At 72.0% G+C, this 26,175-nt stretch carries 25 protein-coding genes; 12 read left to right on the top strand and 13 right to left on the bottom strand.

The window, feature by feature from the left end:
* Positions 1-16: 16 nt before the first annotated feature.
* From prcB to dop, 3 genes are all read right to left on the bottom strand, one after another.
* Positions 17-823, bottom strand: coding sequence for a proteasome subunit beta (gene prcB, locus EV383_RS16190; RefSeq protein WP_130294540.1), 807 nt, complete (start codon positions 821-823; stop codon positions 17-19).
* 181 nt (positions 824-1,004) lie between these two features.
* Positions 1,005-1,202, bottom strand: a complete 198-nt coding sequence (locus tag EV383_RS16185; protein WP_130290687.1) for a ubiquitin-like protein Pup — start codon at positions 1,200-1,202, stop codon at positions 1,005-1,007.
* Positions 1,203-1,358: 156 nt separating this feature from the next.
* Entirely contained in the window at positions 1,359-2,885 is a 1,527-nt protein-coding gene (dop, locus tag EV383_RS16180) for a depupylase/deamidase Dop (protein WP_130290686.1), read from the bottom strand.
* A gap of 124 nt (positions 2,886-3,009) precedes the next feature.
* On the opposite strand from dop, the gene EV383_RS16175 reads away from it, so the two are divergent.
* Entirely contained in the window at positions 3,010-3,561 is a 552-nt protein-coding gene (locus tag EV383_RS16175) for an NUDIX domain-containing protein (protein ID WP_242623135.1), read from the top strand.
* A 234-nt stretch (positions 3,562-3,795) separates the two neighbouring features.
* Positions 3,796-3,969 carry a hypothetical protein gene (locus EV383_RS31220; protein WP_165438372.1) on the top strand — a complete coding sequence of 58 codons (174 nt, stop codon included), beginning with the start codon at positions 3,796-3,798 and terminating at the stop codon, positions 3,967-3,969.
* Positions 3,970-4,510: 541 nt separating this feature from the next.
* Here EV383_RS31220 and lpdA read toward each other — a convergent pair.
* Positions 4,511-5,917, bottom strand: coding sequence for a dihydrolipoyl dehydrogenase (gene lpdA, locus EV383_RS16170; protein ID WP_130290684.1), 1,407 nt, complete (start codon positions 5,915-5,917; stop codon positions 4,511-4,513).
* Between the two features lie 46 nt (positions 5,918-5,963).
* Positions 5,964-6,512 (bottom strand): MarR family winged helix-turn-helix transcriptional regulator, encoded by a 549-nt coding sequence (locus tag EV383_RS16165; RefSeq protein ID WP_130290683.1) that lies wholly within the window; start codon positions 6,510-6,512, stop codon positions 5,964-5,966.
* A gap of 92 nt (positions 6,513-6,604) precedes the next feature.
* Between EV383_RS16165 and EV383_RS16160 the strand changes: the two genes are divergently transcribed.
* Positions 6,605-7,168, top strand: coding sequence for a YceI family protein (locus tag EV383_RS16160; protein ID WP_130290682.1), 564 nt, complete (start codon positions 6,605-6,607; stop codon positions 7,166-7,168).
* Positions 7,169-7,348: 180 nt separating this feature from the next.
* Positions 7,349-8,260, top strand: coding sequence for a helix-turn-helix domain-containing protein (locus EV383_RS32230; protein WP_242623134.1), 912 nt, complete (start codon positions 7,349-7,351; stop codon positions 8,258-8,260).
* Between the two features lie 61 nt (positions 8,261-8,321).
* Here EV383_RS32230 and EV383_RS16145 read toward each other — a convergent pair whose 3' ends face one another.
* From EV383_RS16145 to EV383_RS16135, 3 genes are all read right to left on the bottom strand, one after another.
* Positions 8,322-8,744 carry a VOC family protein gene (locus EV383_RS16145; RefSeq protein ID WP_130290679.1) on the bottom strand — a complete coding sequence of 141 codons (423 nt, stop codon included), beginning with the start codon at positions 8,742-8,744 and terminating at the stop codon, positions 8,322-8,324.
* 106 nt (positions 8,745-8,850) lie between these two features.
* Complete coding sequence (gene arc / locus EV383_RS16140) at positions 8,851-10,659, bottom strand: proteasome ATPase (protein ID WP_130290678.1); 1,809 nt, start codon at positions 10,657-10,659, stop codon at positions 8,851-8,853.
* 183 nt (positions 10,660-10,842) lie between these two features.
* Positions 10,843-11,670: a tRNA (adenine-N1)-methyltransferase gene (locus EV383_RS16135; protein WP_130294537.1), complete on the bottom strand. Its 828-nt coding sequence runs from the start codon at positions 11,668-11,670 to the stop codon at positions 10,843-10,845.
* Between the two features lie 320 nt (positions 11,671-11,990).
* Between EV383_RS16135 and EV383_RS16130 the strand changes: the two genes are divergently transcribed.
* Both EV383_RS16130 and EV383_RS16125 read left to right on the top strand, forming a co-directional pair.
* The gene (locus EV383_RS16130) at positions 11,991-12,530 is read left to right on the top strand and encodes a hypothetical protein (protein WP_130290677.1); all 540 of its coding nucleotides are present in this window, start codon (positions 11,991-11,993) and stop codon (positions 12,528-12,530) included.
* 52 nt (positions 12,531-12,582) lie between these two features.
* A complete protein-coding gene (locus EV383_RS16125; protein ID WP_130290676.1) occupies positions 12,583-13,176 on the top strand; it encodes a DUF305 domain-containing protein in 594 nt (197 codons plus the stop codon).
* 510 nt (positions 13,177-13,686) lie between these two features.
* Here the strand turns inward: EV383_RS16125 and EV383_RS16120 are convergent.
* Positions 13,687-14,328 carry a signal peptidase I gene (locus EV383_RS16120; RefSeq protein ID WP_165438371.1) on the bottom strand — a complete coding sequence of 214 codons (642 nt, stop codon included), beginning with the start codon at positions 14,326-14,328 and terminating at the stop codon, positions 13,687-13,689.
* A gap of 84 nt (positions 14,329-14,412) precedes the next feature.
* Here EV383_RS16120 and EV383_RS16115 point away from each other — a divergent pair, with 84 nt between their 5' ends.
* From EV383_RS16115 to EV383_RS16095, 5 genes are all read left to right on the top strand, one after another.
* Entirely contained in the window at positions 14,413-15,003 is a 591-nt protein-coding gene (locus tag EV383_RS16115) for a TasA family protein (protein WP_165438370.1), read from the top strand.
* Complete coding sequence (locus EV383_RS32665; RefSeq protein ID WP_130290673.1) at positions 15,000-16,289, top strand: calcium-binding protein; 1,290 nt, start codon at positions 15,000-15,002, stop codon at positions 16,287-16,289. Before EV383_RS16115 ends, EV383_RS32665 begins: the two co-directional genes overlap by 4 nt.
* 97 nt (positions 16,290-16,386) lie before the next feature.
* Positions 16,387-17,346, top strand: coding sequence for a RecB family exonuclease (locus EV383_RS16105; RefSeq protein WP_165438589.1), 960 nt, complete (start codon positions 16,387-16,389; stop codon positions 17,344-17,346).
* Positions 17,343-18,185, top strand: a complete 843-nt coding sequence (locus EV383_RS16100; protein WP_130290671.1) for a thioesterase family protein — start codon at positions 17,343-17,345, stop codon at positions 18,183-18,185. Before EV383_RS16105 ends, EV383_RS16100 begins: the two co-directional genes overlap by 4 nt.
* A gap of 52 nt (positions 18,186-18,237) precedes the next feature.
* Positions 18,238-19,320 (top strand): sulfite oxidase, encoded by a 1,083-nt coding sequence (locus EV383_RS16095; protein WP_242623133.1) that lies wholly within the window; start codon positions 18,238-18,240, stop codon positions 19,318-19,320.
* A gap of 4 nt (positions 19,321-19,324) precedes the next feature.
* On the opposite strand, the gene hisG is transcribed toward EV383_RS16095, so the two are convergent.
* The 4 genes from hisG to metH form a co-directional block, all read right to left on the bottom strand.
* A complete protein-coding gene (hisG, locus tag EV383_RS16090) occupies positions 19,325-20,212 on the bottom strand; it encodes an ATP phosphoribosyltransferase (protein ID WP_130290670.1) in 888 nt (295 codons plus the stop codon).
* 65 nt (positions 20,213-20,277) lie between these two features.
* Complete coding sequence (locus tag EV383_RS16085; RefSeq protein WP_130290669.1) at positions 20,278-20,541, bottom strand: phosphoribosyl-ATP diphosphatase; 264 nt, start codon at positions 20,539-20,541, stop codon at positions 20,278-20,280.
* 170 nt (positions 20,542-20,711) lie between these two features.
* Positions 20,712-21,461, bottom strand: a complete 750-nt coding sequence (locus EV383_RS16080; protein WP_130290668.1) for an HAD family hydrolase — start codon at positions 21,459-21,461, stop codon at positions 20,712-20,714.
* Positions 21,451-25,104 carry a methionine synthase gene (gene metH, locus EV383_RS16075; RefSeq protein ID WP_130294532.1) on the bottom strand — a complete coding sequence of 1,218 codons (3,654 nt, stop codon included), beginning with the start codon at positions 25,102-25,104 and terminating at the stop codon, positions 21,451-21,453. The genes EV383_RS16080 and metH overlap by 11 nt, the downstream gene beginning before the upstream one ends.
* 162 nt (positions 25,105-25,266) lie before the next feature.
* On the opposite strand from metH, the gene EV383_RS16070 reads away from it, so the two are divergent.
* Entirely contained in the window at positions 25,267-26,175 is a 909-nt protein-coding gene (locus tag EV383_RS16070) for a PAC2 family protein (RefSeq protein WP_130290667.1), read from the top strand.

Here is a 26,175-nt window from a genome sequence, read left to right as displayed (position 1 = left end):
GGCGGGGGCCGGGAGCTCAGCCACCGGGCCGCTCGGTGCGTCCGGCGACCACCTGCGTCACGACGTCGGCGATCTCGTCCTCGCCGCGGCGCTCGGCGCCGTCGGCGGTGATGGACACGACGACCGGGTAGATCCGGCGGACCGTGTCCGGGCCACCGGTCGCGGAGTCGTCGTCCGCGGCGTCGTAGAGGGCCTCGATCGCGGTGCGCACGGTGGCGGCCAGGTCCGCGGACGGGTCGTGCAGCTTCTTCAGCGACGACTTCGCGAACACCGAGCCCGAGCCGACCGCGTGGTAGCCCAGCTTCTCGTCGTAGCGCCCGCCGGTGGCGTCGTAGGTGACGATGCGCCCGGCGGTGGCCGGGTCGGTGGCCTCGGTGTCGAAGCCGGCGAACAGCGGGACGACGACGAAGCCCTGCATGGCCGCGCCGAGGTTCGCCCGGACCATCCCGGCCAGCTTGTTGGCCTTGCCGTCGAGCGAGAGCGAGACACCCTCGATCTTCTCGTAGTGCTCGAGGTCCACGCTGAACAGCCGGACCATCTCGATCGCCATGCCCGCCGAGCCGGCGATCCCGACGGCCGAGTACTCGTCGGTGACGAAGACCTTCTCGATGTCGCGCTGGGCGATCATGTTCCCCTGCGTGGCCCGCCGGTCACCGGCGATGACCACCCCGCCGGAGAACACCAGCGCGACGATCGTGGTGCCGTGCGGGACGCCCAGCTGCGCCGCGGCTCCCCCGCCGGCGGCCGTGGCCGGACCGGGATCGGGCAGCAGGTGCGGTGTCACCGACCCGACGAACTCGGAGAAGGACTGCGAGCCGGTCATGAACGTACCGAGCTGTCCTGTAGCGGGGCCGGGGGCGATCCCGGGGTTGACCGAGGGCCGGAAGTCCATGGTCGGGTGAGTGCCTCTCCTCGTGCGGGTGTGGTGCTTGTCGAACGGTGGCCCGCAGGGGGCGACGGCCGCGACGGGCCGTCGCCACCCACGGGGTGGAGCGGCCGGGCGGCTACTGGCCGCCCTTCTGCACGTAGGACCGGACGAAGTCCTCCGCGTTCTCCTCCAGCACGTCGTCGATCTCGTCGAGGATGGTGTCGACGTCCTCACCGAGCTTCTCGCGGCGCTCCTGGCCTCCGGACTCCGCGCCCTCGCCGCTCTCGTCGTCGCCGTCGCCACCGCCCTGGCGCTTCGTCTGCTCCTGCGACATGAGGTCTCCTCCTCGCACATGGGCCCGGCCACCGCACGCTCTCCCGTGCGACGGACCGGGTCCGGTACCTGTCCACCCTACCCACCGGGTGAACGACACGCCCGTGAACTGCGCAGACCCGTTCGGCGTGTCCCACTACGCCCTCGGTCGGCGCCCTCAGCCCTGTGTGAGCTTGTCCACGAGCTCCTCGGCCGTCGACGTGGCCTCGAACAGCTCGCCGACGTGCTTGCGGGTGCCGCGCAGTGGCTCCAGCGTCGGGATCCGCACCAACGACTCCCGGCCCAGGTCGAAGATCACCGAGTCCCAGGACGCCGCGGCGACCTCGACCGGGTAGCGCTTCATGCAGCTGCCCCGGAAGTAGGCGCGGGTGTCCTCCGGCGGCTCGGTCATCGCCGCCATCACCTGCTCCTCGGTGACGACCCGGCGCATCGACCCGCGGGTGACCATCCGGTTGTAGAGGCCCTTGGCCAGCCGGACGTCGGAGTACTGCAGGTCGACCATGGCCAGGCGCCCGGAGTTCCAGCCCAGGCCGTCGCGCTGGCGGTAGGCCTCGAGCAGGTGCAGCTTGGCCGTCCAGTCCAGCCGGTCGGTGGTGAGCATCGGGTCCTTCGCCAGGTCCGCGAGGACCTCGCCCCAGGCGTCGAGGACCTCGAGGGTGTCGGCGTCCCAGGCGGAGCGGTCGGCGCCCTGCTGGCGCGCGACGTGGGCCTCGGCGCGCTCGTAGTACTCCTGCTGGATCTGCAGGCCGGTGAGCTTGCGACCGTCGGCCAGGTCGACCGTGCGCTTCAGCGACGGGTCACGGCTGATCTGGCTCACCGCACGGACCGGCTCGGACAGGCGCAGATCCTCGAACCGGACGCCGTGCTCGATCATGTCGAGCACGATCGCCGTCGTCCCGACCTTGAGCAGGGTGGCGAACTCGGACAGGTTCGCGTCGCCGATGATGACGTGCAGCCGGCGGTACTTGTCCGCGTCGGCGTGCGGCTCGTCGCGGGTGTTGATGATGCCGCGCTTGAGCGTGGTCTCCAGGCCGACCTCGACCTCGATGTAGTCCGAGCGCTGCGCGAGCTGGTAGCCGGGCTCGTCGCCCTGCTGACCCAGCCCGACGCGTCCGGCGCCGCAGACGACCTGCCGGGAGACGAAGAACGGAGTGAGCCCGCCGACGATCGACGGGAACGTCGTCGCCCGGGCCATCAGGTAGTTCTCGTGCGAGCCGTAGCTCGCACCCTTGCCGTCGACGTTGTTCTTGTAGAGCTGCAGGCGCGGGGACCCGGGCACCGTGGCGGCGCGGTTCGCGGCCTCCAGCATCACCCGCTCGCCGGCCTTGTCCCAGGTCACGACGTCGCGGGGGCTCAGCACCTCGGGCGTGGAGTATTCCGGGTGCGCGTGGTCGACGTAGAGCCGGGCGCCGTTGGTGAGGATGACGTTCGCGGCGCCGAGGTCGTCGAGGTCGGTGTCGAGCTGCGGGGCCAGCGACGGCGCCGACAGGTCGAACCCGCGCGCGTCGCGCAGTGGGGACTCCACCTCGTAGTCCCAGCGCGCACGACGGTTGCGCGGGATGTCCGCCGCGGCGGCATAGGCGAGCACCACCTGCGTCGACGTGACGACCGGGTTGGCCGTGGGGTCACCGGGCACCGCGATGCCGTACTCGATCTCCGTACCCATGATCCGGCGTGCGGTCATACTGCCGCCTCCCCCTCAACGTGCATTGCGCGAGCCTAACCGCCATCGCACCCCGCGCGCCCCGAGCACGCCGGTGTATCCGGCCACGTCGGGCTGTCACGGGCCCCGATGCGACGATCCGTGCGTGACCGACCCCGCCCGTGAGCGCATCGCCCTCTACGACGCCGACGGCCGGGTGGTCGGCGAGGCCGACCGCGGCGAGGTCTACGCCCGCTCGCTGTGGCACGGCACGTCGGCCACGCTTCTGCGCAGCACCGACGGCGCCCGCGTCTACGTGCACCGGCGCAGCGACGACAAGCTCGTCATGGCCGGGCTGTACGACTGCTGGGCGGGCGGGGTGATCGACGCCGGGGAGAGCCCCGACGACGCCGCAGCGCGCGAGCTGGCCGAGGAGCTCGGCATCACCGGCGTCGCGCTGGAGCATCTGTTCACCCGCGCCTGGGACGCCTCCGCCGAAGGGGCCGACACCGGTCCCGGCACCGGCCCGTACGGGCTGCGCGCCCACGTGTTCGCCTACCAGGCGTTCTCCGACGGCCCGGTCGTCCACCAGCCGAGCGAGATCGCGGAGGGCGGCTGGATGGAGATCGACGAGCTGCGACGGCGTCTCGACGACCCGTCCTGGCCGTTCGTGCCGGACGGGCGCGCGGCCGCCCGGAGGTGGCTGTCCAGTCTCTGACCCGCGGGTGACCCGGCTCACCCGATGTGGTGTCTGGATCGGTTAACACGCGGCGGGTCGCGCGACGACATCCCGGAAAGGGCCCACCGTCGGGTCCCCCGCACGTGCCGCCGCCGGACCGGTTCACGCCGCCCCGGCACGGTGACCACGCGCCGGCGCCCTGACCCAGCACCGTCGCCCCACCCGACGGGGTCGCCCCGGCGCCCGCAGCCACGCAGTTCCAGGAGACCCACCATGGTCAGCATCTCCGTCTCGGCCCGTTCCCTCGCCGCCGCCCGCCTGGTCGACCCGCACGTCTCGACCGCCGCCGTCCACGCCGCCGTCGAGGAGGCCCTCGCCGCCGACCGTCGCGAGGCCCGCCGCGAGGCCGCCCGCACCACCGATACCTCCCCGCGCCCCACCCGCTGACCGAGCCCCGCCGAGGCGCCCCGCCCACGCGCCCCATCGCCGCGCCTCCGTCGAGGCGCCCCGGCCACGCGGAGCCACGAGGGGATCCCCGGGGACCGTCGGGTGTGCGAGGGGACCCTCCGGGACGCGCTCGCCGGGCACGTCCCCGGGGCCCGCAGCACCCGCCGCGTCACCAGGGGAGCCCCCGGGACCTCCCGGTGAGCGAGGGGACCCCCAGGGACACCCCTAGCCGGGCACATCCCCGGGCGCGCAGTACCCGCCGCGTCACCAGGGGAGCCCCCGGGACGTCCCGGTGAGCGAGGGGACCCCCAGGGACACCCTTGGCCGGGCACATCCCCGGGCGCGCAGTACCCGCCGCCGCGTCGCCAGGGGAGCCCTCGGGACGTCCGGTGAGCGAGGGGACCCTCTCGGACACGTCACGGGGGGGTGTGACGCAGCTCGGGCGCCCGCCCCCGGACCCCACACAGACGAAAACCGCTCACGAACTCCGAGAGTTCGTGAGCGGTTCGCTGGAACAACCCGCCGGGAGACCGGCCGGGAGTCAGAGGTTGATCATGTGCCCGGCGAGGCCGTGGATGGCCTCCTGCAGGCCCTCGGACAGCGTCGGGTGGGCGTGCACGTTGCGGGCCATCTCGTAGACCGTGAGGTCCCACTTCTGGGCCAGGGTCAGCTCGGGCAGGAGCTCGGTGGCCTCCGGGCCGATGATGTGGCCGCCGAGCAGCTCGCCGTAGGTCTCGTCGGCGATGAGCTTGACGAAGCCGTTCGGCTCGCCCATGCCCTGTGCCTTGCCGTTCGCGGTGAACGGGAAGGACACGGCCTTGACCTTCCAGCCCTTCTCGTCGGCCAGCTCCTCGGCCTGGGCCTGGGTGTAGCCGAAGCTCGCGACCTGCGGCTGGCAGAACGTGGCCCGCGGCATCATCACGTAGGACAGCTCCTGGGTCTCGGCCCCGGCGAGCGTCTCCGCGGCCACCACGCCCTGCGCCTCGGCGACGTGGGCGAGCATCAGCTTCGCCGTGACGTCACCGATCGCATAGACGTGCTCGGCGCTGGTGCGCATGTAGTCGTCGACCTGGACGGCGCCGCGCTCGGTCAGCTCGACGCCGATCTTGTCGAGGCCGAAGCCGTCGACCCGGGGGGCGAAGCCGATCGCCTGCATGACCTTGTCGGCACGGATCTCCTCCGAGCCGCCCTTCTCCGAGGAGACGGTGACGGTGACGCCGGACCCGTCGTCGACGATCGACTCGACCTTGGTCGACGTGCGGACGGTGACGCCGAGCTTCTTGTAGCGCTTGCCGAGCTCCTTGGACACGTCGGCGTCCTCGAGCGGCAGCAGCCGGTCCAGGTACTCGACGATCGTGACCTCGACGCCGTAGTTGGCCAGCACGTAGGCGAACTCGACGCCGATCGCACCGGCACCGGCGATCACGATGGACTTCGGCAGCTCGCGGGTGAGGATCTGCTCCTCGTAGGTCACGACGCGCTCGGAGAGCTCGGTCCCGGGCAGCAGCTTCACCGTGGAGCCGGTCGCGATGATCACATCGGTGTAGGTGACGGTCTCGCTGCCGCCGTCGGAGAGCTCGACCTCGATCGTGCCGGGCTCGGAGAAGCGGCCCAGGCCGTCGAACTCGGTGATCTTGTTCTTCTTCATCAGGAAGTGCACGCCCTTGACCCGGCCGTCGGCCACGGTCCGGCTGCGGTCGAAGGCGGCGCCGAAGTCGAAGGAGACCTCACCGGAGATGCCGAAGGTCTTCTGCTCGTGGCTCATGATGTGGGCGAGCTCGGCGTTGCGCAGCAGGGCCTTCGACGGGATGCAGCCCACGTTGAGGCACACCCCGCCCCAGTACTTCTCCTCGACGACGGCCACGCTCTTCCCGAGCTGGGCGGCCCTGATGGCCGCGACGTACCCACCGGGGCCGGCACCGAGAACGACGACGTCGAAATGAGGCATGTGCCCAGCCTAGGACGTCGCGGGCGTCACGGCCTCGTCCGGTACGTCACCCTGTCGCCGAGTCGTCCGGACACCCCTCCGCGCCGGGGGCGTCGTCGTCGGGGCAGCTGCCGGAGTCGTCGTCCGCCGGCCAGGTCCGACCGGTCGACAGGTGGGCCACCAGCGCCTCCCCCACGTCCAGCAGGGCCGCCTGCTGCCCGGGGCTCAGGCCGTCGAAGAGCACCTCCTGCACCGTCGTGGCGTGGCCGGGCGCGGCCTCGCGCAGCACCCGCATGCCCTCGTCGGTGAGCTCGGCGAGCTGGCCGCGGCGGTCGGTCGGACAGGACCGGCGCCGGATCCATCCGCTCTCCTCCATCCGGGCCACGGCGTGCGAGACGCGGCTGCGCGAGGACAGCGACGACGTCGCGAGCAGGCTCATCCGCAACGTGTGCTCGGGCGCCTCGGACAATCGCACCAGGATCTCGTAGTAGGCCTGCGGCATGCCCGAATCGGACTGCATCTGACGCTCGACACGCTCGAACACCAGCCGCGTGGCGGCCAGGTACGCGCGCCAGGTCCGCTGTTGCTCCTCGTCGAGCCAACGCGGGTGAGCCACGACACCTCCCAGAAACAGTTGAACGCTCAAGTCGTTAGTACTAGTATCGCTCTCAACAAGTGAGAGTTCAACCAACTTACGGAGGATCACCCATGTCCGCTCCCTCGACCACCACCATCCCCAACTACATCGCGGGGACCTGGGACATCGACGCCACCCACTCCGTGATCGCGTTCAGTGTCCGTCACATGATGGTCAGCAAGGTCAAGGGCCGCTTCGACCAGTTCGCCGGCGAGATCGTCACCGCCGACAACTTCGAGGACTCCTCGGTCAGCACCACGATCGACGCCACCTCCATCAACACCGGCAACGACCAGCGCGACGGCCACATCAAGTCGGCCGACTTCTTCGAGGTCGAGACCCACCCGGAGTGGACCTTCCGCTCGACCGGCATCACCGCCAAGGGCGACGACTTCGTCCTCGCCGGCGACCTGACCATCAAGGGCGCGACCAAGCCGGTCGAGCTCGCCCTCGAGGTCGGCGGCTTCGGCCCGGACGCCTGGGGCGGCACCCGCTGCGGCTTCACCGCCACCACCACGATCAACCGCAGCGACTTCGGCGTCGACATCTCGCTGCCCCTCGACGGCGGCGGCGTCGTCGTGAGCGAGAAGATCGGCATCGAGCTGGAGATCGAGGGCGTCCTGCGCGCCTCCTGACTCCCGCACGTGACCCGGGGCCGACCACGCCCCGAGCGAGAACGAGCCCCGGCCGGCGATCCCGGCCGGGGCTCTCCCGTGTCCGGCCCCTGACCACGGCACTCGTGGCGCATTCGTGCGGCCGGGCGGAACTTTCGCGCCACGAGTGCGGGGCACGCGGCCTCGGTAGGCTGCGGCGGCATGAGCGGGTCGCGCTACCGGGAGCTGGTGCCGCAGCGGCTGCCCGCGCCGGTGCGTGCGCTCGTCGAGTGCGCCTGGCGGGCGGAGGTCCCGGCCGGCGCGGCGCCCCATGAACAGCGCGTGCTCCCGGACGGGTGCATGGACCTGCTGCTGGCCGACGGCCGGATCGTCGTGGCCGGCCCGGACACCGCGGCGCACGTCGCCCGGTCCGTCCCCGGCTCCGCGACCGTCGGACTGCGGTTCCACCCCGGGGCGCTGCCCGCGCTGCTCGGCGTCGCCGCCGACGCGGTGCGCGACCACCGGGTCGACCTCCTCGAACTGATCCCCCGCGGCCGCCCCGCCGCACGGTCGGCCATCGGGAGCACCGCCGAGATGCGGCTCACCGTCGCCGGCGGGTCCGCGGACGACGCTGATGTGCATCTCGGCGGGGGCGGACCGGCCGCTCGTCACGGCGGGAGCGGACCGGGCGCTCGTCACGGCGGGGACCGAACGGCCACTCATCGCGGTGGGACCGGGCCGGTCGCTCGTCTCGGCGGGACCGGGCTGGCTGCTCTCCTCGACACGACCACGGCCCTGCTCGCCGCCGCCGAGCAGGACCGCCACCGGCTGCCCGAACCGCTCCCCGGATCGGCACTGCGCGCGCTGACCGCCGGGATGCCCGCCGCCGAGGTGGCCGACCGGGTCGGCGTCACGACCCGCACGCTGCACCGGCGCTGCCTGGCGACCCTCGGCTACGGGCCGTCGGTGGCACGGCGCGTCCTCCGGTTCCGTACGGCCACCGGGTTGTTGTACGCCGGCGTCCCACCCGCCGAGGTCGCCGCCCGGGCGGGCTACGCCGACCAGCCGCACCTGAGCCGGGAGGTCAGAGCCCTGGCCGGGGTCTCCCCCGGCGAGCTGGCCCCGCCGCGGTGAGATGACGCCGAGGGCGCTCCGCCCGGCGGCGGAGCGTCACGACGGTCGTCCCACCCGCACGTCAGGCCTCCTCGGCATCCACCCAGGCGAACAGGTCCAGCGACGAGCCGTCGGGGTCGGTGACGGTGGCGTAGCGCTGGCCCCACGGCGCGTCGAACGGCTCGAGGACGCCGACGTACCCGGCCCCGGTGATCCGCTCGTAGGCGGCGTCGACGGCCGCGGCGTCCGGGAGCAGGAACGCCAGACCCACCCGGCCCTCCCCCGACGACGGCGGGGTCCATCCGTCGTGGAAGCCCGACACCAGGGCGTCGGTGTCGAAGCCCAGCCGCAGACCACCCCGCAGCGGCACCTCCACGTGCACCTCGGCGTCGGCGGACTCCGGGATCTCCAGGCCGAGGAGCCGGTAGAACGCCAGGGACCGGGCCATGTCCGACACCACGATCCCGATCATGTCCAGCTGCGCGCCGATCGTCTCGTTGCTCATGGGACCCGACCGTAGGGCCGGAGCCCTCGGCCGTCGTGAACGGATCGGACACGCGAACGGGCCCCGCCGCGGGATGCGGCGGGGCCCGTCCGGGTGGAGCAGGTGCCTACAGGTACTGGCCGGTGTTCGACGCGGTGTCGATCGCGCGGCCGGTGGCGTCGTTCTTGCCGGTGACCAGCGTGCGGATGTAGACGATCCGCTCGCCCTTCTTGCCCGAGATCCGTGCCCAGTCGTCCGGGTTGGTCGTGTTGGGCAGGTCCTCGTTCTCGGCGAACTCGTCGACGATCGCGTCCAGCAGGTGCTGCACGCGCAGACCCCGCTGACCGGTCTCGAGCACCGACTTGATCGCGGACTTCTTCGCCCGGTCGACGATGTTCTGGATCATCGCGCCGGAGTTGAAGTCCTTGAAGTAGAGCGTCTCCTTGTCCCCGTTGGCGTAGGTGACCTCCAGGAACCGGTTCTCCTCGGTCTCGTCGTACATCCGCTCGACGATCCGCTGGATCATCGCGTCGACGCACGCCTTGCGACTGCCGCCGAACTCGGCGATGTCGTCGGAGTGCACCGGCAGGGTGTCGGTGAGGTACTTGGAGAAGATGTCCTGGGCGCCCTCGGCGTCCGGACGCTCGATCTTGATCTTCACGTCGAGCCGGCCCGGCCGCAGGATCGCCGGGTCGATCATGTCCTCACGGTTCGAGGCACCGATGACGATGACGTTCTCCAGGCCCTCGACGCCGTCGATCTCGGCGAGGAGCTGGGGCACGATCGTCGTCTCGACGTCGGAGGACACACCCGAGCCACGGGTCCGGAAGATCGAGTCCATCTCGTCGAAGAACACGATCACCGGGGTTCCGGCGCTCGCCTTCTCACGGGCGCGCTGGAAGATCAGGCGGATGTGCCGCTCGGTCTCGCCGACGAACTTGTTGAGCAGCTCCGGGCCCTTGATGTTGAGGAAGAACGCCCGTCCCTCGTCCGGGTCGTCGCCGCGCTGCTTGGCGATCTTCTTCGCCAGCGAGTTGGCGACCGCCTTGGCGATCAGCGTCTTGCCGCAGCCGGGCGGACCGTAGAGCAGGACACCCTTGGGCGGGCGCAGCTCGTACTCGGTGAACAGCTCCGCGTGCAGGAAGGGCAGCTCCACGGCGTCGCGGATCTGCTCGATCTGGCGGAACAGGCCACCGATGTCCTCGTAGGCGACGTCCGGGACCTCCTCGAGCACGAGGTCCTCGACCTCCGCCTTGGCCACCCGCTCGTAGGCGTAGCCCGCGCGGGAGTCGACCATGAGGTGGTCGCCGATCTTCAGCGGCGAGGAGTCCTCGTCCAGGCCCAGGTCGAACAGCGGCGCGGCCAGCCAGACCACGCGCTCCTCGTCCGAGTGCCCGACGACCAGACCGCGTCCGGCGCCGCCGTCCTCGGTGGGACGGTCGATGATGTCGCGCAACGAGTACAGGTCACCGACCTGCTCGAAGCCCATCGCCTCGACGACCGTGAGCGCCTCGTTGAGGCGCACCGACTGGCCGGGCCGGATCTGCTCGCTCTCCACCGCCGGCGACACCGGGACACGCATCCGGCGGCCCGAGGTGAAGACGTCGACCGTCTCGTCGTCGTAGCGGGCGAGGAAGACCCCGTAGCCCGACGGCGGCTGGGCCAGCCTGTCGACCTCCTCGCGCAGGGCGATCAGCTGACCACGAGCCTCTTTGAGGGTCTCGGTCAGCTTCTCGTTACGCGCGTTGAGGGCGGAGAGACGACTGGTCGTCTCTGCGAGTCGTTGCTCGAGGACGCGGCTCTGCCGCGGTGTCTCGGTCAGCCGCTGGCGCAGCGTCGCGATCTCGTTCTCGAGGTATCGGATCTGTTCGGTGGCCTCAGATGGGCTGAGATCACCGCTGTCACGCCTGCCGGGACCATCGTCCTGTGGGTTCACGGCAGCCTCCCTCCGTGTTCCGTTTCACCACGGTACCCGTTCAGGGGGCGCCGTGGCGGTGCGTCGAACCGGTGATCCCGACCTCAGCCGGACGGCACCTTGACGACACTGTGCGGCCTCTTCCCCGTCACCGCACCGTCGAATCGGACGGGTTCGTGTAAACATCTCGTGCCGCGTGGTACCTCAGCGGGTGGCGGTGGGGCGACGCTGCGGCCGCGGTGTGGTGACGCCGTCGGCGAGCCGCCGGGCCGTCACTAGGAACGCCGTGTGACCGACCATCCGGTGGTCCGGGCGCACCGCCAGGCCGACCACGTGCCAGGGCCTGACCAGCGACTCCCATGCCTGGGGCTCGGTCCAGCACTGCTGTTCGCGCAGCGCCTCGGTCAGCACCGAGAGCTGCGTCGTGGTGGCCACGTAGCCGACCAGCACCCCGCCCGGGATGAGCGCGTCACGCACCGTGTCGAGCACGTCCTGGGGCGAGAGCATGTCCAGGATGACCCGGTCGACCTCGCCGACGTGGTCGCGCAGGTCGGCGACGTGCAAGCGCCAGTTGGGTGGCGTGTGCCCGAAGAACGTCGTCACGTTCCGTTCAGCATCGGGTGCGTGGTCGGCGCGGATCTCGTAGGAGGTGACGCTGCCGGTCGGGCCGACGGCCTGCAGCAGCGAGCACGTCAGCGCGCCCGAGCCGGCCCCCGCCTCCAGCACACGGGCGCCTGGGAAGATGTCGCCCCACATCAGGATCTGGGCGGCGTCGCGGGGGTAGATGACCTGCGCACCGCGGGGCATGGCCAGGACGTAGTCGGCCAGCAGCGGGCGCAGCGCGAGGTACGGCGTGCCGACGGCGGACCGCACGACGGAGCCCTCCGGCTGCCCGATCAGGTCGTCGTGGACCAGCCCTCCGCGGTGGGTGTGATACACGCCACCTTCTTCGAGGACGACGGTGTAGCGGCGGTTCTTCGAGTCGGTCAGCTGCACCCGGTCACCGGCCCGGAACGGTCCGCCCTGGCGCAGCGGCCGCGGGGCCGGGTCCGCCGGAGCGGCCTCGACGTTCTCCGCGTCGTCGGCGGGCTGCGGGGCGGTGGGCTCGGCCGCGGACGTCACGTCGGCGGCGGTCTCGGCGTCGGGCACGAGGCGCAACGCTATCCACGCTCACCGGCGGCCCCGGGCGCGGGCCCGCCCCGCGACGGCCGGGACCTCTCCCCGGGGCGACCCGGCAACGGCCGGAAGCTCCCCCGGGCGGTCCGCGACGCCCGGAAGACCGAGGGGAGGGACCGACGGCGGTCGTCACCGCGTGGCACGGGCTCCGGCAGCGCCGTCGCTAGGCTGGCCCCGTGGGAAACAGGGCTCTGTCGGCGCCGGCCGTGCGCTGGACGCTGGTCCTGTCGATCCTGTGCGGGGTCCTCGCCATGCACGCCCTCGTCCTGGGCCACTCCGCCCACATCGCAGCGGCGTTCCCGGCGCACGCGACGGTCTCCCCGGCCGAGCACGGTTCGGCCGCTCCCTCGCCGACGGCGGCGTTCCCGGCGGTCCACACCGTCGCCGACGGCCCCGCCGCCCACGTCGCGGCGGGACACGCCGCTCCGGCGGTCGCGCCGGGCCGGTCGGACGCGGCCGCCGGTCCTACCGCTGCGGGTCACTCCCCCGCGGGTCACTTCCCCGCCGGACACGACCACGGGTTGCTGCACCTCTGCCTCGCGGTACTGACCACCCTGGCCGGTCTCGCGGCCGTGCCCCTGGTGGCGCGCCTGCTGCTCCCCGTCGTCGCGGGCCTCGACCACCGGAGCGGCCGCAGTCGCGTCGTGACCACGGCGGCCGCGCCACCACCTCCCAGCGCCGTACGCCTGGCGCAGCTCTGCGTCCTGCGGACGTGATCGCGACGGCCCACGCCGTCGTCCGATCCGTTCCTCACGCAGGAGTACACCCATGCACCGACGTCCCCTCGGCGTGCCCGCACGCCGTCCCGCTCTCGTCGTGGCGGCACTGGCCGCCGCCCTGACCCTCGCCGGATGCGCCGGCTCCGGCGTCGACTCCCCGGTACCGGCCGCACCGGAGGCCTCGACGGCCGCCGCCCCGGCCGACGCCGACGTCGCGTTCGTGCGCGGCATGACCCCGCACCACGACCAGGCCCTGCAGATGACCGCCCTGGCGCCCGACCGGGCATCCTCCCCGCGGGTCACGGCGCTCGCTTCGGAGATCTCGGCCGCCCAGCAGCCGGAGATCACCACCATGCGGGACTGGCTCTCCGCGCGCGGGCTGCCGGCCACCGATCCCGCCCACGCCGGTCACGCGATGACCGGGATGCTCGACGCCACCGCGCTGCAGCGCCTGGAGGCATCCCGCGGCCCGGCGTTCGACCGCCTGTTCCTGGAGCAGATGGTCGCCCACCACGCCGGTGCGCTGGAGATGGCACGGACCGAGGTCGCCACGGGCCGCGATCCGCAGATGGTCGCCCTGGCCCGCGACATCGTCGCCTCGCAGCAGGCCGAGATCGACCGGATGCGGGCGATGCTCGGCTGAGGCGCGGCCGGCGGCGGGACCGGAGCGCGCCCGTGCCGGCGACGTCGCCGGCACGGGCACCTCTCCGCTGAGCGGCTCCCGCAGAGCCGGGGTCAAGGGGCGCGGCGGAACCGGTCGCGTACCCGTCGCCATCCGGAGCGGGGCCGGAAGCCGGCGCATCCGCCCGGCCTGCATTCCGCGCAGTCGCTTCCGGACCGGTAGTGCTCGTGCAGTTCCGCGTCGTGCCCGCACAGGCACGTCCGGGAGGAGCCGGTGGCGGGGTCCGGCACGACCGGTGGAGGCCGGTCGACGTCGTCGTCCCGCACGTCGCCGTCGTCGGCGGCGGGGCCGGAACTCCTCCCGTCGAGGCTGCTCCGGTCGTCCGGATCCACGGAGAGGAGAGCGAACAGACACGCGAGCGCGACGAACACAGTGGTCCTCCACGACACCGGGGCACGACATGCCCAGTATCGGAACCGGCCGCTGGCGACACATCCTCACAATTGGCGGGATTCCGCCGTTCCGGTCGCCCTACCGGCGGGAGCGCCGTGGCGCGAGCAGCCACCCGGCCACGAGGAGGAGCAGAACGCCGGCCGCGATCACCAGGCCGGGCCCGGACGTCAGCGACGTGAGCCACCCGCCGACCTTCGGGACCGAGTACCACTCGACCCCGATCACGTCCGCCGCGGCGACGGCGCGCTGGTCCGGGTCGGCGTTCGCGTCGCCCTTCGTCCGGAACGACGGCCCGTCCTCGATCCCGACGACGCGGTGGGTCACGGTGCGCGTGGCCCCGGTGGACGGCTCGCGGTCGGTGAAGGAGACGACGTCGCCGACCGCGAGCCCGTCGACCGGCTCCGGCCGCACCACCACGAACGACCCGACGCCGAGCGTCGGCGTCATGCTCGGCGAGAGGACCGTCAGGCCCGTCGCGCCGGCGATCGCGGGCACGACGGTCATGGCCAGGGCCAGCGCGACCACCGCCAGCACGACGAGCGACAGGAGCCCGCTGAGCGCACGCCGCACCGCGGACGGGCGGGTGGTCGGCGGGACCGGTGTCGAACGGGTCCAGGCGGCCGCCGTGCTCCCCGATGCGGAGCGGGCCGCGCCGGGGTGCCCCGCGCCGTTCGCAGCCGGACCGGACGCTGAGGAGCTCGTCGAGGAGTGGCGACCCATGGTCGCCACCATAAGTGGGCAAGCGACCACCTTCCGTACACGATCGGGCGGTGAGCTGCGGTGATGGAACGGGAACGAACGCGCATGGACACCAAGAAACGCATCGGCATCGGCGTGGCCGCCCTCGCCGTCGCCGCCCTCGCGATCGGCCTCGGGACCTACGCCGCGTTCACCGACAACGAGCAGGGCCCGGGGGCGTCGATCGCCTCGGGCACGCTGGACCTGGAGGTCGGGAGCTCCGGAGCCACCACCCTGCTCAACGAGTCGAACATCGCTCCCGGGTTCACCAAGGACACCTCGATCTCGCTGCGCAACGCCGGGTCGCTCCCGGGCACTCTCTCCAACAAGGTCACCGTCTCCGGCAGCAACGTCACCTGCACCGAGCCGGAGGCCGAGGCCGAGGGCGTCGGCATCTCCGCCTGCGCCGGGAACCTGCAGGAACAGATGACGGTCTCGGTGCTCAGCGGACCGGGGATCACCGCGCCGACCACACCGGTGAAGCTGGCCGGCCTGACCTCGCTGCCCGGTGGCGGGAACATCAAGGAGGACGGCGGCACAGCCGTCTACCAGCTGCGGTTCGCCCTCCCGACCTCCGGCAGCAACGTCACCGACAACAAGGTGCAGGGCGACGCCGTCACCGTCAGCTCGTCCTTCACCCTCGACCAGCAGACGTGACCGGCCGGCGCGCGACCGGCGCGCGCCGACGGCTCGGCGCCCGCCGGGTCCCCCTCCTGCTCGCTGCCGCGGTCGCGGTCCTCGCCGTCACCGGGACGGCGTTCGGGACCTGGGCGGCGTTCACCGACTCCGACAGGGGCGGCTCCGCCACGGCGGGGGCGGCCACCGTCGTCCTCGGGGGCCGCGCCGCGCCTCCCTCCCTCTCGTTCACCGGGATGCGGACGAACGAGACGCGGACGGTCCCGCTGACCGTCGACTACCGCGGCTCGGTCCCGGCCACGATCTCCCTGCAGCTCCCGTCGGGGGCGTCGAAGACGTCGTGCATCGGCTCCGGCGGGACCCTCGTCGACCCCCTCAACATCGGGACGCTGAGGGTCACCCTCGGCAGCCGTGCCGCGGAGAACTGGTGCGCGCTGCTCGACGGCACCGCGCGCACGGTGCTGGCCACGGTGGCTCCGAACACGGTGACGACCGTGCCGGTCACCGTCACGGCCGGCACGGTGCTCCTCGGACGGACCGAGACCGCCGCGCTCCGGATCCGGTCGGTCGGTGGGTTCACCGACCAGGTCACCGGCTCGATCACGATCTCCACGACCCTGATCTCCGGACGGACCGCGGCGGCCCGCGCCGCCGCCCCTGCCGCCGTCGCCGCCACGCCGGTCGTCACCCCGCCCGCGGAGTGCACCGCGGCCGGGCTCACCTCGTTCGCCGAGGTGGTCACGCTGACCCCGCAGAACCCCCGGTTCGACGCCGCGCGCGACCGTCCCGGCGCGGCCGGGCCGTTCCTGGTCCTCGGGACCAGCGGGGACGACACGGTCGTCGGGTCCGCGACCGGTGACTGCCTGGCCGGGGCCGGCGGCGCCGACTCGCTGGACGGGGCCGGCGGCGCCGACGTCCTGGTCGGTGGCGACGGCGACGACACGCTCCTCGGCGGGGACGGCGACGACCGGCTCCTCGGCGGGCTCGGGGTGGACACCCTGACCGGCGGCCCGGGTGCCGACGTCCTCGACGGGGGCGCCGACGGCGGCACCTGCCCGGACGCCGACGCGGCCGACACCGTCACGACCTGCACCGTCCCGCCCGCGGGCGCTCCGGTCGCGATCCCGGCCGCACCCGTGCCGGCTCCCGCGGCCTCCAGCGCCGCCCCGGTGCCGGAGGGGGCCGCGGACCCGCCCGTCACCTCGACCCCGCCCACCACCGGGTCCACCACCCCGGCCGCCCCGGCCCCCGGAGGGACAGCGGTACCGGAGGGCGCACCGGACACGTCGACGTCCGCGCCCGGCTGACGGGATAGGCGGACGGGCACAGGCGGACGGGGACAGGCGAAAGGGGGCCGGACCCCCGTCCGGGCAGGAACGTCAGGGGTCTGGCCTAGCCTCGGCGATCGTGGACAGCGAGACACCGGCCGGGTCATCGGCGGAGGCACCGGAGCGGCCCCGTCGGCGGCCGGCGTTGTCCCCGTCCCGCGCCTCGGACTTCCGGCGCTGCCCGCTGCTCTACCGCTTCCGCGCCGTCGACAAGCTGCCCGAGACGCCGACTCGGGCTCAGGTCCGCGGCACGCTCGTGCACGCGGTGCTGGAGAAGCTGTTCGCGCTCCCGGCCCCCGAGCGGGTCCCTGAGGCGGCGCGGTCGTTGCTCGGCCCGGCCTGGGACGAGCTCGTCGCGTCCTGGCCGGAGGTCGTGACCCTGCTGTTCACCGGTCCGGAGGACCCGGCGCTGGCGTTGTGGCTGGACTCCGCGACCGCTCTGCTGGACACCTACTTCACCCTCGAGGACCCGCGGGCGGTCACCGCGACGTCGGTGGAGGAGCTCGTCGAGGTCGACCTCACCCCCGACCTTCCGCTGCGCGGCTACCTGGACCGGCTCGACGTCGCGCCGGACGGGGCGATCCGGGTCGTCGACTACAAGACCGGGGCCTCGCCGCACGAGTACGGCGAGCTGCGTGCGATGTTCCAGCTGAAGTTCTACGCGCTCGCCGTCCTGCTGATGCGCGGGGTGGTCCCGGCCGAGCTGCGGCTGCTCTACCTGGCGAACGGCGAGTCGCTGACCTACTCCCCCGACGCCGACGAGCTGCACCGCTTCGCGACGCTGCTGCAGGCGATCTGGGCGGCGGTGCAGCGCGCGGCGCCGGACGGCGACTTCCGCCCGAACCGCGGCCCGGCGTGCCGCTCGTGCGACCACAAGGCGGTCTGCCCGGCCTGGGACGGCACGCCACCGCCCTACCCCGGCTGGCCGACCGGCCCCGTCGACGTCGGCATCGGCCCGGCTCCCGGTGCCGCGGGCACCATGGCCGGCACCGCCCCGGGCACGGACGCGGGTCCACAGGGCATGATCGGGTCGTGAGCGATCTGCAGCCCTTCTACCTGCCCCTCCCCTCGCCGGAGGGAACAGCGGACGCCGCACGGGACGACGAGGCCGGGACCGAGCGGTTCGAGGCGACGTTCTCCACCACCGGCCCCTGGTTCGCCGACGCCCAGCACGGCGGCCCGCCGTCGGCGCTGCTGGTGCGGGCCCTGGAGCGGGTCGAGCCCAGCCGCGCGGACGCACCGCCGGCGATGCTGGCGCGGATCACCGTCGAGGTGCTCGGCGCCGTCCCGGCCGGGCCGGTCGAGGTCCGTGCCGGGGTGGAGCGCTCCGGGCGGACGATCGAGATGCTGTACGCAACCATGTCGGCCGGTGGTCGCGACGTCCTCAAGGCCCGGGCGTGGCGCCTGGCCCGCGGGGACACCGCGGCCCAGCAGACCGGCCTCGCGCCGTCCCTGCCCGGGCTCGACCACGCGACCGTGCGCACCGAACGTCCCGAGGGCTGGCTCCCCGGCTTCATGGACGCCGTCGAATGGGCCTGGCTCGACGGCTGGCTCGCCGAGGCCGGGCCCGGCCGGGCGTGGATCCGCCCGCGGGTCGCGATCGTCGACGGCGAGCAGGCGAGCCCGCTGCAGAACATGATGATCGCCGCGGACTCGGCCAACGGTCTCGCCGCCCCGCTGGATGTTCGGGAATGGCTCTTCGTCAACACCGAGCTCACCGTGCACCTGCACCGCGACCCGGTCGCCGGGTGGACCGGGGTGGAGGCCTCGACCGTCGTCGGGCCGTTCGGCGTCGGCACGGTCTCGGCGAACCTCTTCGACGGCGACGGGCACGTCGGGCGGATCTCGCAGGCCCTGACCATCCGCAGCCGGTAGCCCGGCGGGCGCTCCGGTCGCCGGGTCCGCACCGGCGGGGCAGGGTGAGGCGGTGATTTCTCCGGCCAAGCGCGACGACATGCTCGTCCACCAGAGCGAGCCCTACAACGCCGAGCCCCCGCGGGGCGCGCTGGCCGACGACGTCGTCACCCCGATCGCGGCGTTCTACGGGCGCAACCACGGCACGTTCCCCGACACCGACGCCGCGACCTGGCGGCTGTGCGTCGGCGGCATGGTCGACCGGCCGCTCGAGCTCTCGCTCGACGACCTCCGGAGCCGGTTCACCCGGCACGAGGAGATCGCCACCCTGCAGTGCGCCGGGAACCGGCGCGCCGGGCTGATGGCCGTGCACGACATCCCCGGTCAGCACCCGTGGGGTCCCGGCGCGACGTCGACGGCCCGCTGGGCCGGCGCGCGCCTCGCCGACGTCCTCGACGCCGCGGGCCTGGACCCGGCCGCCACCGACATCGCGTTCGACGCCCCCGACGTCGCGGACGAGGCCGACCCGCCGCAGGGCTTCGGCGGCTCGATCGGCGTCGGCAAGGCCACCGCGGGCGAGGTGCTGCTGGCGTGGGAGATGAACGGCGAGCCGCTCCCGGTCGCGCACGGCGCCCCGGTCCGGGTCGTCGTCCCCGGCCACATCGGCGCCCGCAGCGTGAAGTGGGTCGAGACGATCACGGCGCGGGACCGGCCGTCGGACAACTTCTTCCAGGCGACGGCCTACCGGCTGCTGCCCGCCGACACGAAGGACCCCGGACCGGGCGACGGCGTCGCCCTCGGTGCGGTCGCGCTGAACTCCGAGATCCTGCGCCCCGACGACGGCGACGAGGTCCCGGCCGGGCCGACCGCGGTCACCGGCTATGCCTTCGCCGGTGAGGACCGCACGATCATCCGCGTCGACGTCTCGGCCGACGGCGGCGACACCTGGGTGCAGGCCGACCTCGACGAGCAGCTCGGCCCGTGGACGTGGCGGCTCTGGCACGCCACCGTCGACGTGCCGGCCGGACGGACGACGATCACCGCGCGGGCCTGGGACAGCTCGGCCGCACTGCAGCCCGAGCACCCCGCCAGCGTCTGGAACCCGAAGGGCTACGTCAACAACTCGTGGCCCGCGGTGACCGTCACCGGCCGGTGACGGCTCAGTCGTCGCCGTTGGTCGTCATGGCGCGGCAGGAACGGATCTCCGAGGTCAGGATGGCCTTGGCGCCGAGGCGGGCGAGCTTGTCCATGACGCGGTTGGTGTCCTTGGTCGGCACCATCGTCCGGACCGCGACCCAGCCCTCCTTGTAGAGCGGCGAGACCGTCGGCGCCTGCAGGCCGGGCGCGATCTTCTCCGCTTCCGGCAGCAGACCCTTCGGGCAGTCGTAGTCCATCATCAGGTACTCGCGGGCGAGCACGACGCCGCGCAGCCGCTCGGCGAAGATCGCCTTGACCGCGGTGGTCTCCTCGGACTCGGCCCGGTCGTGGCGCGGCTCGCGCTCGATCAGGGTGGCCTGCGACGAGGCGATCGGGTCGCCGATGACGGCGAGCCCGTGCTGGCGCAGTGTCCGCCCGGACGACACGACGTCCGCGATGGCGTCCGCGAGGCCGAGCTGGATGGAGATCTCCACCGCGCCGTCGAGCTTCACGATCTCGGCGCCGATCCGCTTCCCGGACAGGTACGAGCGCACCAGCCGCGGGTAGGAGGTGGCGATCTTCTTGCCGTCGAGGTCCTCGAGCTTCCAGTCGTCCCCGGCCGGGACGGCGAACTGGAAGCGGGACTTGCCGAAGCCCAGCTCCAGCACCGTCTGGACCTGGCTGCCGGACTCCTCCATGAGGTCGAACCCGGTGACGCCGAGGTGCAGGTCGCCCTTGCCGACGTAGGTCGCGATGTCCTTCGGGCGCAGGTAGAAGAACTCGATGCCGTTCTCCTCGTCGACCATGGACAGGTCGCGCGAGTCGGACCGCTGTCGGTAGCCGGCCTCCCGCATCATGGTGGCGGCGGGCTCGGCCAGGGTGCCCTTGTTGGGCAACGCGACGCGGAGCATGGGGCTCTCCTCGGATGTCACAGTGTTCTCAGTACCAGGTATCGCGGGTGGTGCGGCAGGTCAGCTCAGAGGAACTTGTAGACGTCCTCCAGGGCCAGCCCGCGCTGGAGCATCAGCACCTGTACCCGGTAGAGGAGCTGCGAGATCTCCTCGGCGAGCGCGTCGTCCGGCTCGTGCTCGGCGGCCAGCCAGACCTCGCCGGCCTCCTCGAGCACCTTCTTGCCCTGTGCGTGCACGCCCGCGTCGAGGGCGGCCACGGTGCCCGACCCCGCCGGGCGCTCGGCCGCCTTCGCGCTGAGCTCCGCGAACAGGCCGTCGAATGTCTTCACGTTGATTGACCCCTTTCACGACCAGTGTCAACTCTGGTCCATACCGCCATCCAGCGCATTCGCGGGTCTGAGATCGCCGGACAACCTTCTGCGCCGGGTGGTACACCCAGAGTGACGAACCTACCGTGGGCCATCCGTTCGTCGTGCCCCGCGGTCCGTTCGCGAGCCGGTCACACCGACGCGGCGCTCACCACCGACGCATGGATGGAAGCAAGATCACTCAGTGTGACCCCTGTGAGTGACGTGCGTTGCACCCGCCGCGGTCCGTCCGGCACCGGGACCTCGCAGGGCACGACGAGGACGGCGCACCCGGCCGTCTCCGCCGAGACCGCCCCGGTCGGCGAGTCCTCCACGGCCAGACAACGGGCCGGGTCGAGCCCGAGCAGCTCCGCCGCCCGCCGGTAGGGGTCCGGCGCCGGCTTCGGGTGCTCGACCTCGTCGCCGCACACGGTCGCGGCGAAGCTCTCCCGCCCGAGCGTGTCGAGCGCCAGCTCGGTCAGCGACCGGATGGTGTTCGTGACCAGTACGGCCGGGACGCCCGACTCGCGCAGGGTCGCCAGCAGCTCCCGCGCACCCGGCCGCCACGGCAGTCCCTCACCGAACAGCTCTCCGGTGCGGGTGAACAGCCACTCCCCGGTCGCGGCCATCTCCGCCTCGGAGACCGTCGACGGGTCACGGCCCGCCTCCCGGAAGCAGATGTGCACGCTCGACCACAGCGACCCGCCGATCGACTCGCGCCGGGCCTCGGTGGTCAGCGGACCGGCCCCGAGATGGACCATCAGCTCGTTGAGCGAGCGGTCCCAGACCTTCTCCGAGTCGATCAGCGTGCCGTCCATGTCCAGGAGCACACCCGCCGGTGCCGCGACAGCGGCACCGGCGGGACGTGCGGACGAGCGGGACGCGGGACCGTCAGGCCCCATCGGCGGCCTTCGCCTCCGGTGAGTAGCCCAGGTTCGGACGCAGCCAGCGCTCGACCTCGAGCACCTCGGTGCCCTGGCGCTGCGCGTAGTCCTCGATCTGGTCCTTGCCGACCCGGCCCACGGTGAAGTACCGCGAGTCGGGGTGGGCGAAGAGCATGCCCGACACCGCCGCGGCCGGCGTCATCGCGAACGACTCGGTGAGGTGGATGTCCAGCGTCGTCGCGTCGAGCAGGTCGAACAGCTTCTGCTTCTCGGTGTGGTCCGGGCAGGCCGGGTAGCCGAACGCGGGACGGATGCCCCGGAACTTCTCCCCCAGCAGCTCCTCCGCCGACGGGTCGGCGTCGGGCTCGAACCACTCGCGACGGGCCTGCAGGTGCGCGTACTCGGCGAAGGCCTCGGCGAGACGGTCGGCCAGGGCCTTCACCATGATCGACTTGTAGTCGTCGAGGTTCTTCTCGTACTCCCCCGACACCTTTTCCGCGCCCTGGATGCCCACCGCGAACGCGCCGAGGTGGTCGCCCTCGGGCGCCACGAAGTCGGCGAGGCAGCGGTTGTGACGGCCCAGCGGCTTCTTCGTCTGCTGACGCAGCATCGGGAGCCGGACGTCGTTGCCGTCCTCGTCGATGACGATGTCGTCGCCCTCGGCGTGCGCCGGCCAGAACCCGTAGACGCCCTTGGCCTCGAACAGGTCGTTCTCGATGATGTGGTCGAGCATCGCGTTGGCGTCGTCGTAGAGCTCACGCGCCACCGGCTCGTCCAGGATCTTCGGGAACTTGCCCTTCATCTCCCAGGCCAGGAACAGGAACTGCCAGTCGATCAGCTCGCGCAGCTCCGCGATCGTCGGGCTGAGGTGCTTGACCCCGGTGAACGACGGGACCGGCAGCTCCTCGTCGAAGGAGACGACCTCCCGGTTGGCCCGGGCCTCCTCGATCGACAGGAGCGGCTTCTGCTCGCGGCCCTCGTGCTGCTCGCGCAGGCGCTGCTGCTCCTCGGCGTTGCTCGCCGCGAGCACCTCGGCACGGTTGTCGTCGAACAGGTCGGACACGACACCGACGACGCGCGAGGCGTCGAGCACGTGCACGGTGGTGCCGTCGTAGGCCGGCGCCACCTTGACCGCGGTGTGCTGCTTGGACGTCGTCGCGCCGCCGATCAGCAGCGGCAGCTTGAGACCGCGCCGCTCCATCTCCGCGGCCACCCCGACCATCTCGTCGAGCGACGGGGTGATCAGCCCGGAGAGACCGATCGCGTCCGCGTCCTCGGCCACCGCGGTGTCCAGGATCGTCGCGGCCGGGACCATCACGCCGAGGTCGATTACCTTGTAGCTGTTGCAGCCCAGCACGACGCCGACGATGTTCTTGCCGATGTCGTGCACGTCGCCCTTGACCGTGGCCATGACGACGGTGCCGTTGCCGCGGTCGGAGGTGATCTCCCCGCGCGCCTTGGCCTCCTCCTTCTCCTTCTCCATGAAGGGCTCGAGGTAGGCCACCGCGCGCTTCATGACCCGGGCGGACTTGACCACCTGGGGCAGGAACATCTTGCCGTCGCCGAACAGGTCGCCGACGACCTTCATGCCGTCCATCAGCGGACCCTCGATGACGTGCAGCGGCTTCTCGGCCTGCTGGCGCGCCTCCTCGGTGTCGTCCTCGACGTAGTCGACGATGCCGTGCACCAGGGCGTGCTCGAGCCGGGCCTTGACGTCGTTCTCGCGCCAGGTCAGGTCCTGCTTGCGCTGGGTGCCCTCGCCCTTGAACCGGTCCGCGGCGTCGACGAGACGGTCCGTCGCGTCGTCGCGCCGGTTGAACAGGACGTCCTCGCACATCTCGAGGAGCTCGGCGTCGATGTCCTGGTAGACCGCGAGCTGGCCGGCGTTCACGATGCCCATGTCCAGGCCGGCCCGGATCGCGTGGTAGAGGAAGACCGAGTCCATCGCCTCGCGCACCACGTTGTTGCCGCGGAAGGAGAACGACAGGTTCGAGATGCCGCCGGAGATGTGGACGCCCGGGCAGCGCTCCTTGATCTGCGGGCACGCCTCGATGAAGTCCTTGGCGTAGTCCGCGTGCTCGGACATGCCGGTCGCGATGGCCAGCACGTTCGGGTCGAACACGATGTCCTCGGGCGGGAACCCGACCTCGTCGACGAGGATCTTGTAGGCCCGCTCGCAGATCTCGACCTTGCGCTGCGCGGTGTCGGCCTGGCCCTTCTCGTCGAAGGCCATGACGACGACGCCCGCGCCGAAGGAACGGACGATGTTCGCGCGCTCGCGGAACTCGTCCTCGCCCTCCTTGAGGCTGATCGAGTTGACGACACCCTTGCCCTGCACACAGCGCAGACCGGCCTCGATGACCGACCAGCGCGAGCTGTCGATCATGATCGGCCAGCGGGCGACCTCCGGCTCGGTGGCCACGAGGTTCAGGAACGTCGTCATCTCCTCGTCGCTCTCGAGGAGGTCGGCGTCCATGTTGACGTCGAGCATGTTCGCGCCGCCGCGGACCATGTCCAGCGCCACGTCGAGCGCGCCGTTGTAGTCCTTGGACTCGATGAGGCGCCGGAACCGCTTGGAGCCGGTGACGTTTGTGCGCTCACCGATCATCACGAACCCGGTGTCGGGGCCGATCTCGAACCGCTCCAGGCCGGAGAACCGGGTCCCTTCGGGCCGCTGGACCGGAGTACGCGGCGGCAGGGACGTGACCGACGCCGCGATCGCGGCGATGTGGTCGTGCCCGGTGCCGCAGCAGCCGCCGACGATGTTGACTAGCCCGGACTCGCCGAACTCCTTGAGCAGCGCCGCGGTCTGGTCCGGGGTCTCGTCGTAGCCGCCGAACGCGTTCGGCAGCCCGGCGTTCGGGTAGCTCGCGGTGTAGGTGTCCGCGATCTCGGACAGTGCCTGCACGTGCGGGCGCATCTCGTCCGCGCCGAGCGAGCAGTTCAGGCCCACGATCAGCGGCCGCGCGTGCCGGACCGAGGTCCAGAACGCGTCGACCGTCTGGCCGGACAGCGTCCGGCCGCTCCGGTCGACGATCGTGACCGAGATCCAGATCGGCAGGTGCGGGGCGACGTCGTAGGCCGCCTGCAGCGCCGCCTTGCTGTTGAGCGTGTCGAAGATGGTCTCGATCAGGAGCAGGTCGACGCCGCCCTCGTCGAGCGCGGAGATCTGGTCGGCGTAGGTGTCGTAGACCTGCTGGTAGGTGACCGCCCGGTAGGACGGGTCCTCGACCTTCGGTGACAGGGACAGGGTCACGTTGAGCGGGCCGATCGAGCCGGCGACGAACTTGTCGCCCTCGGCCTCGTCGGCGGCCTGGCGGGCCAGTTTGGCCGCCGCCAGGTTCATCTCGCGCACCTTGCCCTCGAGGGCGTAGTCGGCCTGGCCGATGGTGGTGGCGGTGAAGGTGTTCGTCGTGGTGATGTCCGCGCCGGCCTCGAAGTAGCGCCGGTGGCTGTCCAGAATCAGGTCTGGCCGGGTCAGGTTGAGGAGGTCCGGGTCACCGTTGGTGTCCTTCGGATGATCGACCAGGAAGTCGGCCTGGTAGTCCTCCGGGGACAACCCCAGCCCCTGGATGACCGTTCCCCACGCGCCGTCGACGACGCCGATCCGCTCGTCCAGAATCTCTCTGAGACGCTGGGTCCTGGCGGCCGTCGCCTCCACACGTCCCGCCCTGTCCTGCTTGCCCTCTGACACCGCGATGTCCTCGCCCGAAGAGTTGCTCACCGAGTGATCCGCTCCCGTCGTTGATGACACGATCAGTCAGGTTACCTCCTGAACGGGGTTCGCCCGGATTGTGAGAGCCCCGGGCCGTAGGCTGTAGCGATGACGGATCGAGACCCGAGGGCCGTGGGAACGGGCGAGCAGCCGTCCCTGGTCGAGCCGGTGCTGATCGCCGCGTTCGAGGGCTGGAACGACGCCGGTGAGGCCGCGAGCACCGCCCTGGAGCACCTCGAGCTCAGCTGGGACGCACAGCCTCTGACCTCGATCGATCCCGAGGAGTACTACGACTTCCAGGTCACCCGGCCGCACGTCAAACTGTCCGACGGCGTCACCCGCAAGATCGAGTGGCAGACCACCCGGCTGTCCTGGGCCACGCTGCCCGGCACCGACCGTCACGTCGTGCTCGTGAGCGGTATCGAACCGAACATGAGATGGCGCGCATTCTGCCGTGAGCTGATCGGTCACATCGAGCGACTGGGAGTGACGAAGGTCATCACGCTCGGTGCGCTGCTGACCGAGGTCCCGCACACTCGGCCGACCCCGGTGAACGGGATCTCCTGGGACGCCGACTCGTTCAAGTCGATGGGCACCGAGCCGTCGAACTACGAGGGTCCGACCGGGATCGTCGCGGTGTTCCAGCAGGCCTGCGTCGAGGCCGGGGTGCCGGCGATGTCGTACTGGGCCGAGGTGCCGCACTACGTCTCGCAGGCCCGCGTGCCCAAGGCCGCGGTGGCGCTGCTGCACCGGATCGAGGAGGCGCTCGACGTCGAGGTCCCGCTCGGCGGGCTGCCGGAGGCGGCCGAGGAGTGGGAGCGCACGGTCTCGGAGATGGCCGACGCCGACGACGAGGTGCGCGAGTACGTCCGCCAGCTCGAGGAGCAGGCCCAGGAGTCCGACGCCGAGGAGGCCGAGGTCGAGCTGCGCGAGACCAGCGGGGACACCATCGCCGCGGACTTCGAGCGCTACCTGCGCCGTCGCGGCTCCGGGCCGGGCGAAGCCGCCGGGTCCTGA

Origin of the sequence: Pseudonocardia sediminis, assembly GCF_004217185.1 — a bacterium.
Taxonomy (GTDB): domain Bacteria; phylum Actinomycetota; class Actinomycetes; order Mycobacteriales; family Pseudonocardiaceae; genus Pseudonocardia; species Pseudonocardia sediminis.
The sequence above is the reverse complement of the archived record's forward strand: the minus strand, read 5'-3'. Positions and strand labels throughout refer to the sequence as shown.

What these genes read in the sequence shown, in the direction of transcription:
- prcB (WP_130294540.1), bottom strand. Translation starts at nt 823, where the DNA reads ATGACCGGCTCGCAGTCCTTCTCCGAGTTCGTCGGGTCGGTGACACCG.
- EV383_RS16185 (WP_130290687.1), bottom strand. Translation starts at nt 1,202, where the DNA reads ATGTCGCAGGAGCAGACGAAGCGCCAGGGCGGTGGCGACGGCGACGAC.
- dop (WP_130290686.1), bottom strand. Translation starts at nt 2,885, where the DNA reads ATGACCGCACGCCGGATCATGGGTACGGAGATCGAGTACGGCATCGCG.
- EV383_RS31220 (WP_165438372.1), top strand. Translation starts at nt 3,796, where the DNA reads ATGGTCAGCATCTCCGTCTCGGCCCGTTCCCTCGCCGCCGCCCGCCTG.
- lpdA (WP_130290684.1), bottom strand. Translation starts at nt 5,917, where the DNA reads ATGCCTCATTTCGACGTCGTCGTTCTCGGTGCCGGCCCCGGTGGGTAC.
- EV383_RS16160 (WP_130290682.1), top strand. Translation starts at nt 6,605, where the DNA reads ATGTCCGCTCCCTCGACCACCACCATCCCCAACTACATCGCGGGGACC.
- EV383_RS32230 (WP_242623134.1), top strand. Translation starts at nt 7,349, where the DNA reads ATGAGCGGGTCGCGCTACCGGGAGCTGGTGCCGCAGCGGCTGCCCGCG.
- EV383_RS16145 (WP_130290679.1), bottom strand. Translation starts at nt 8,744, where the DNA reads ATGAGCAACGAGACGATCGGCGCGCAGCTGGACATGATCGGGATCGTG.
- EV383_RS16125 (WP_130290676.1), top strand. Translation starts at nt 12,583, where the DNA reads ATGCACCGACGTCCCCTCGGCGTGCCCGCACGCCGTCCCGCTCTCGTC.
- EV383_RS16120 (WP_165438371.1), bottom strand. Translation starts at nt 14,328, where the DNA reads ATGGGTCGCCACTCCTCGACGAGCTCCTCAGCGTCCGGTCCGGCTGCG.
- EV383_RS16115 (WP_165438370.1), top strand. Translation starts at nt 14,413, where the DNA reads ATGGACACCAAGAAACGCATCGGCATCGGCGTGGCCGCCCTCGCCGTC.
- hisG (WP_130290670.1), bottom strand. Translation starts at nt 20,212, where the DNA reads ATGCTCCGCGTCGCGTTGCCCAACAAGGGCACCCTGGCCGAGCCCGCC.
- EV383_RS16080 (WP_130290668.1), bottom strand. Translation starts at nt 21,461, where the DNA reads ATGGGGCCTGACGGTCCCGCGTCCCGCTCGTCCGCACGTCCCGCCGGT.
- EV383_RS16070 (WP_130290667.1), top strand. Translation starts at nt 25,267, where the DNA reads ATGACGGATCGAGACCCGAGGGCCGTGGGAACGGGCGAGCAGCCGTCC.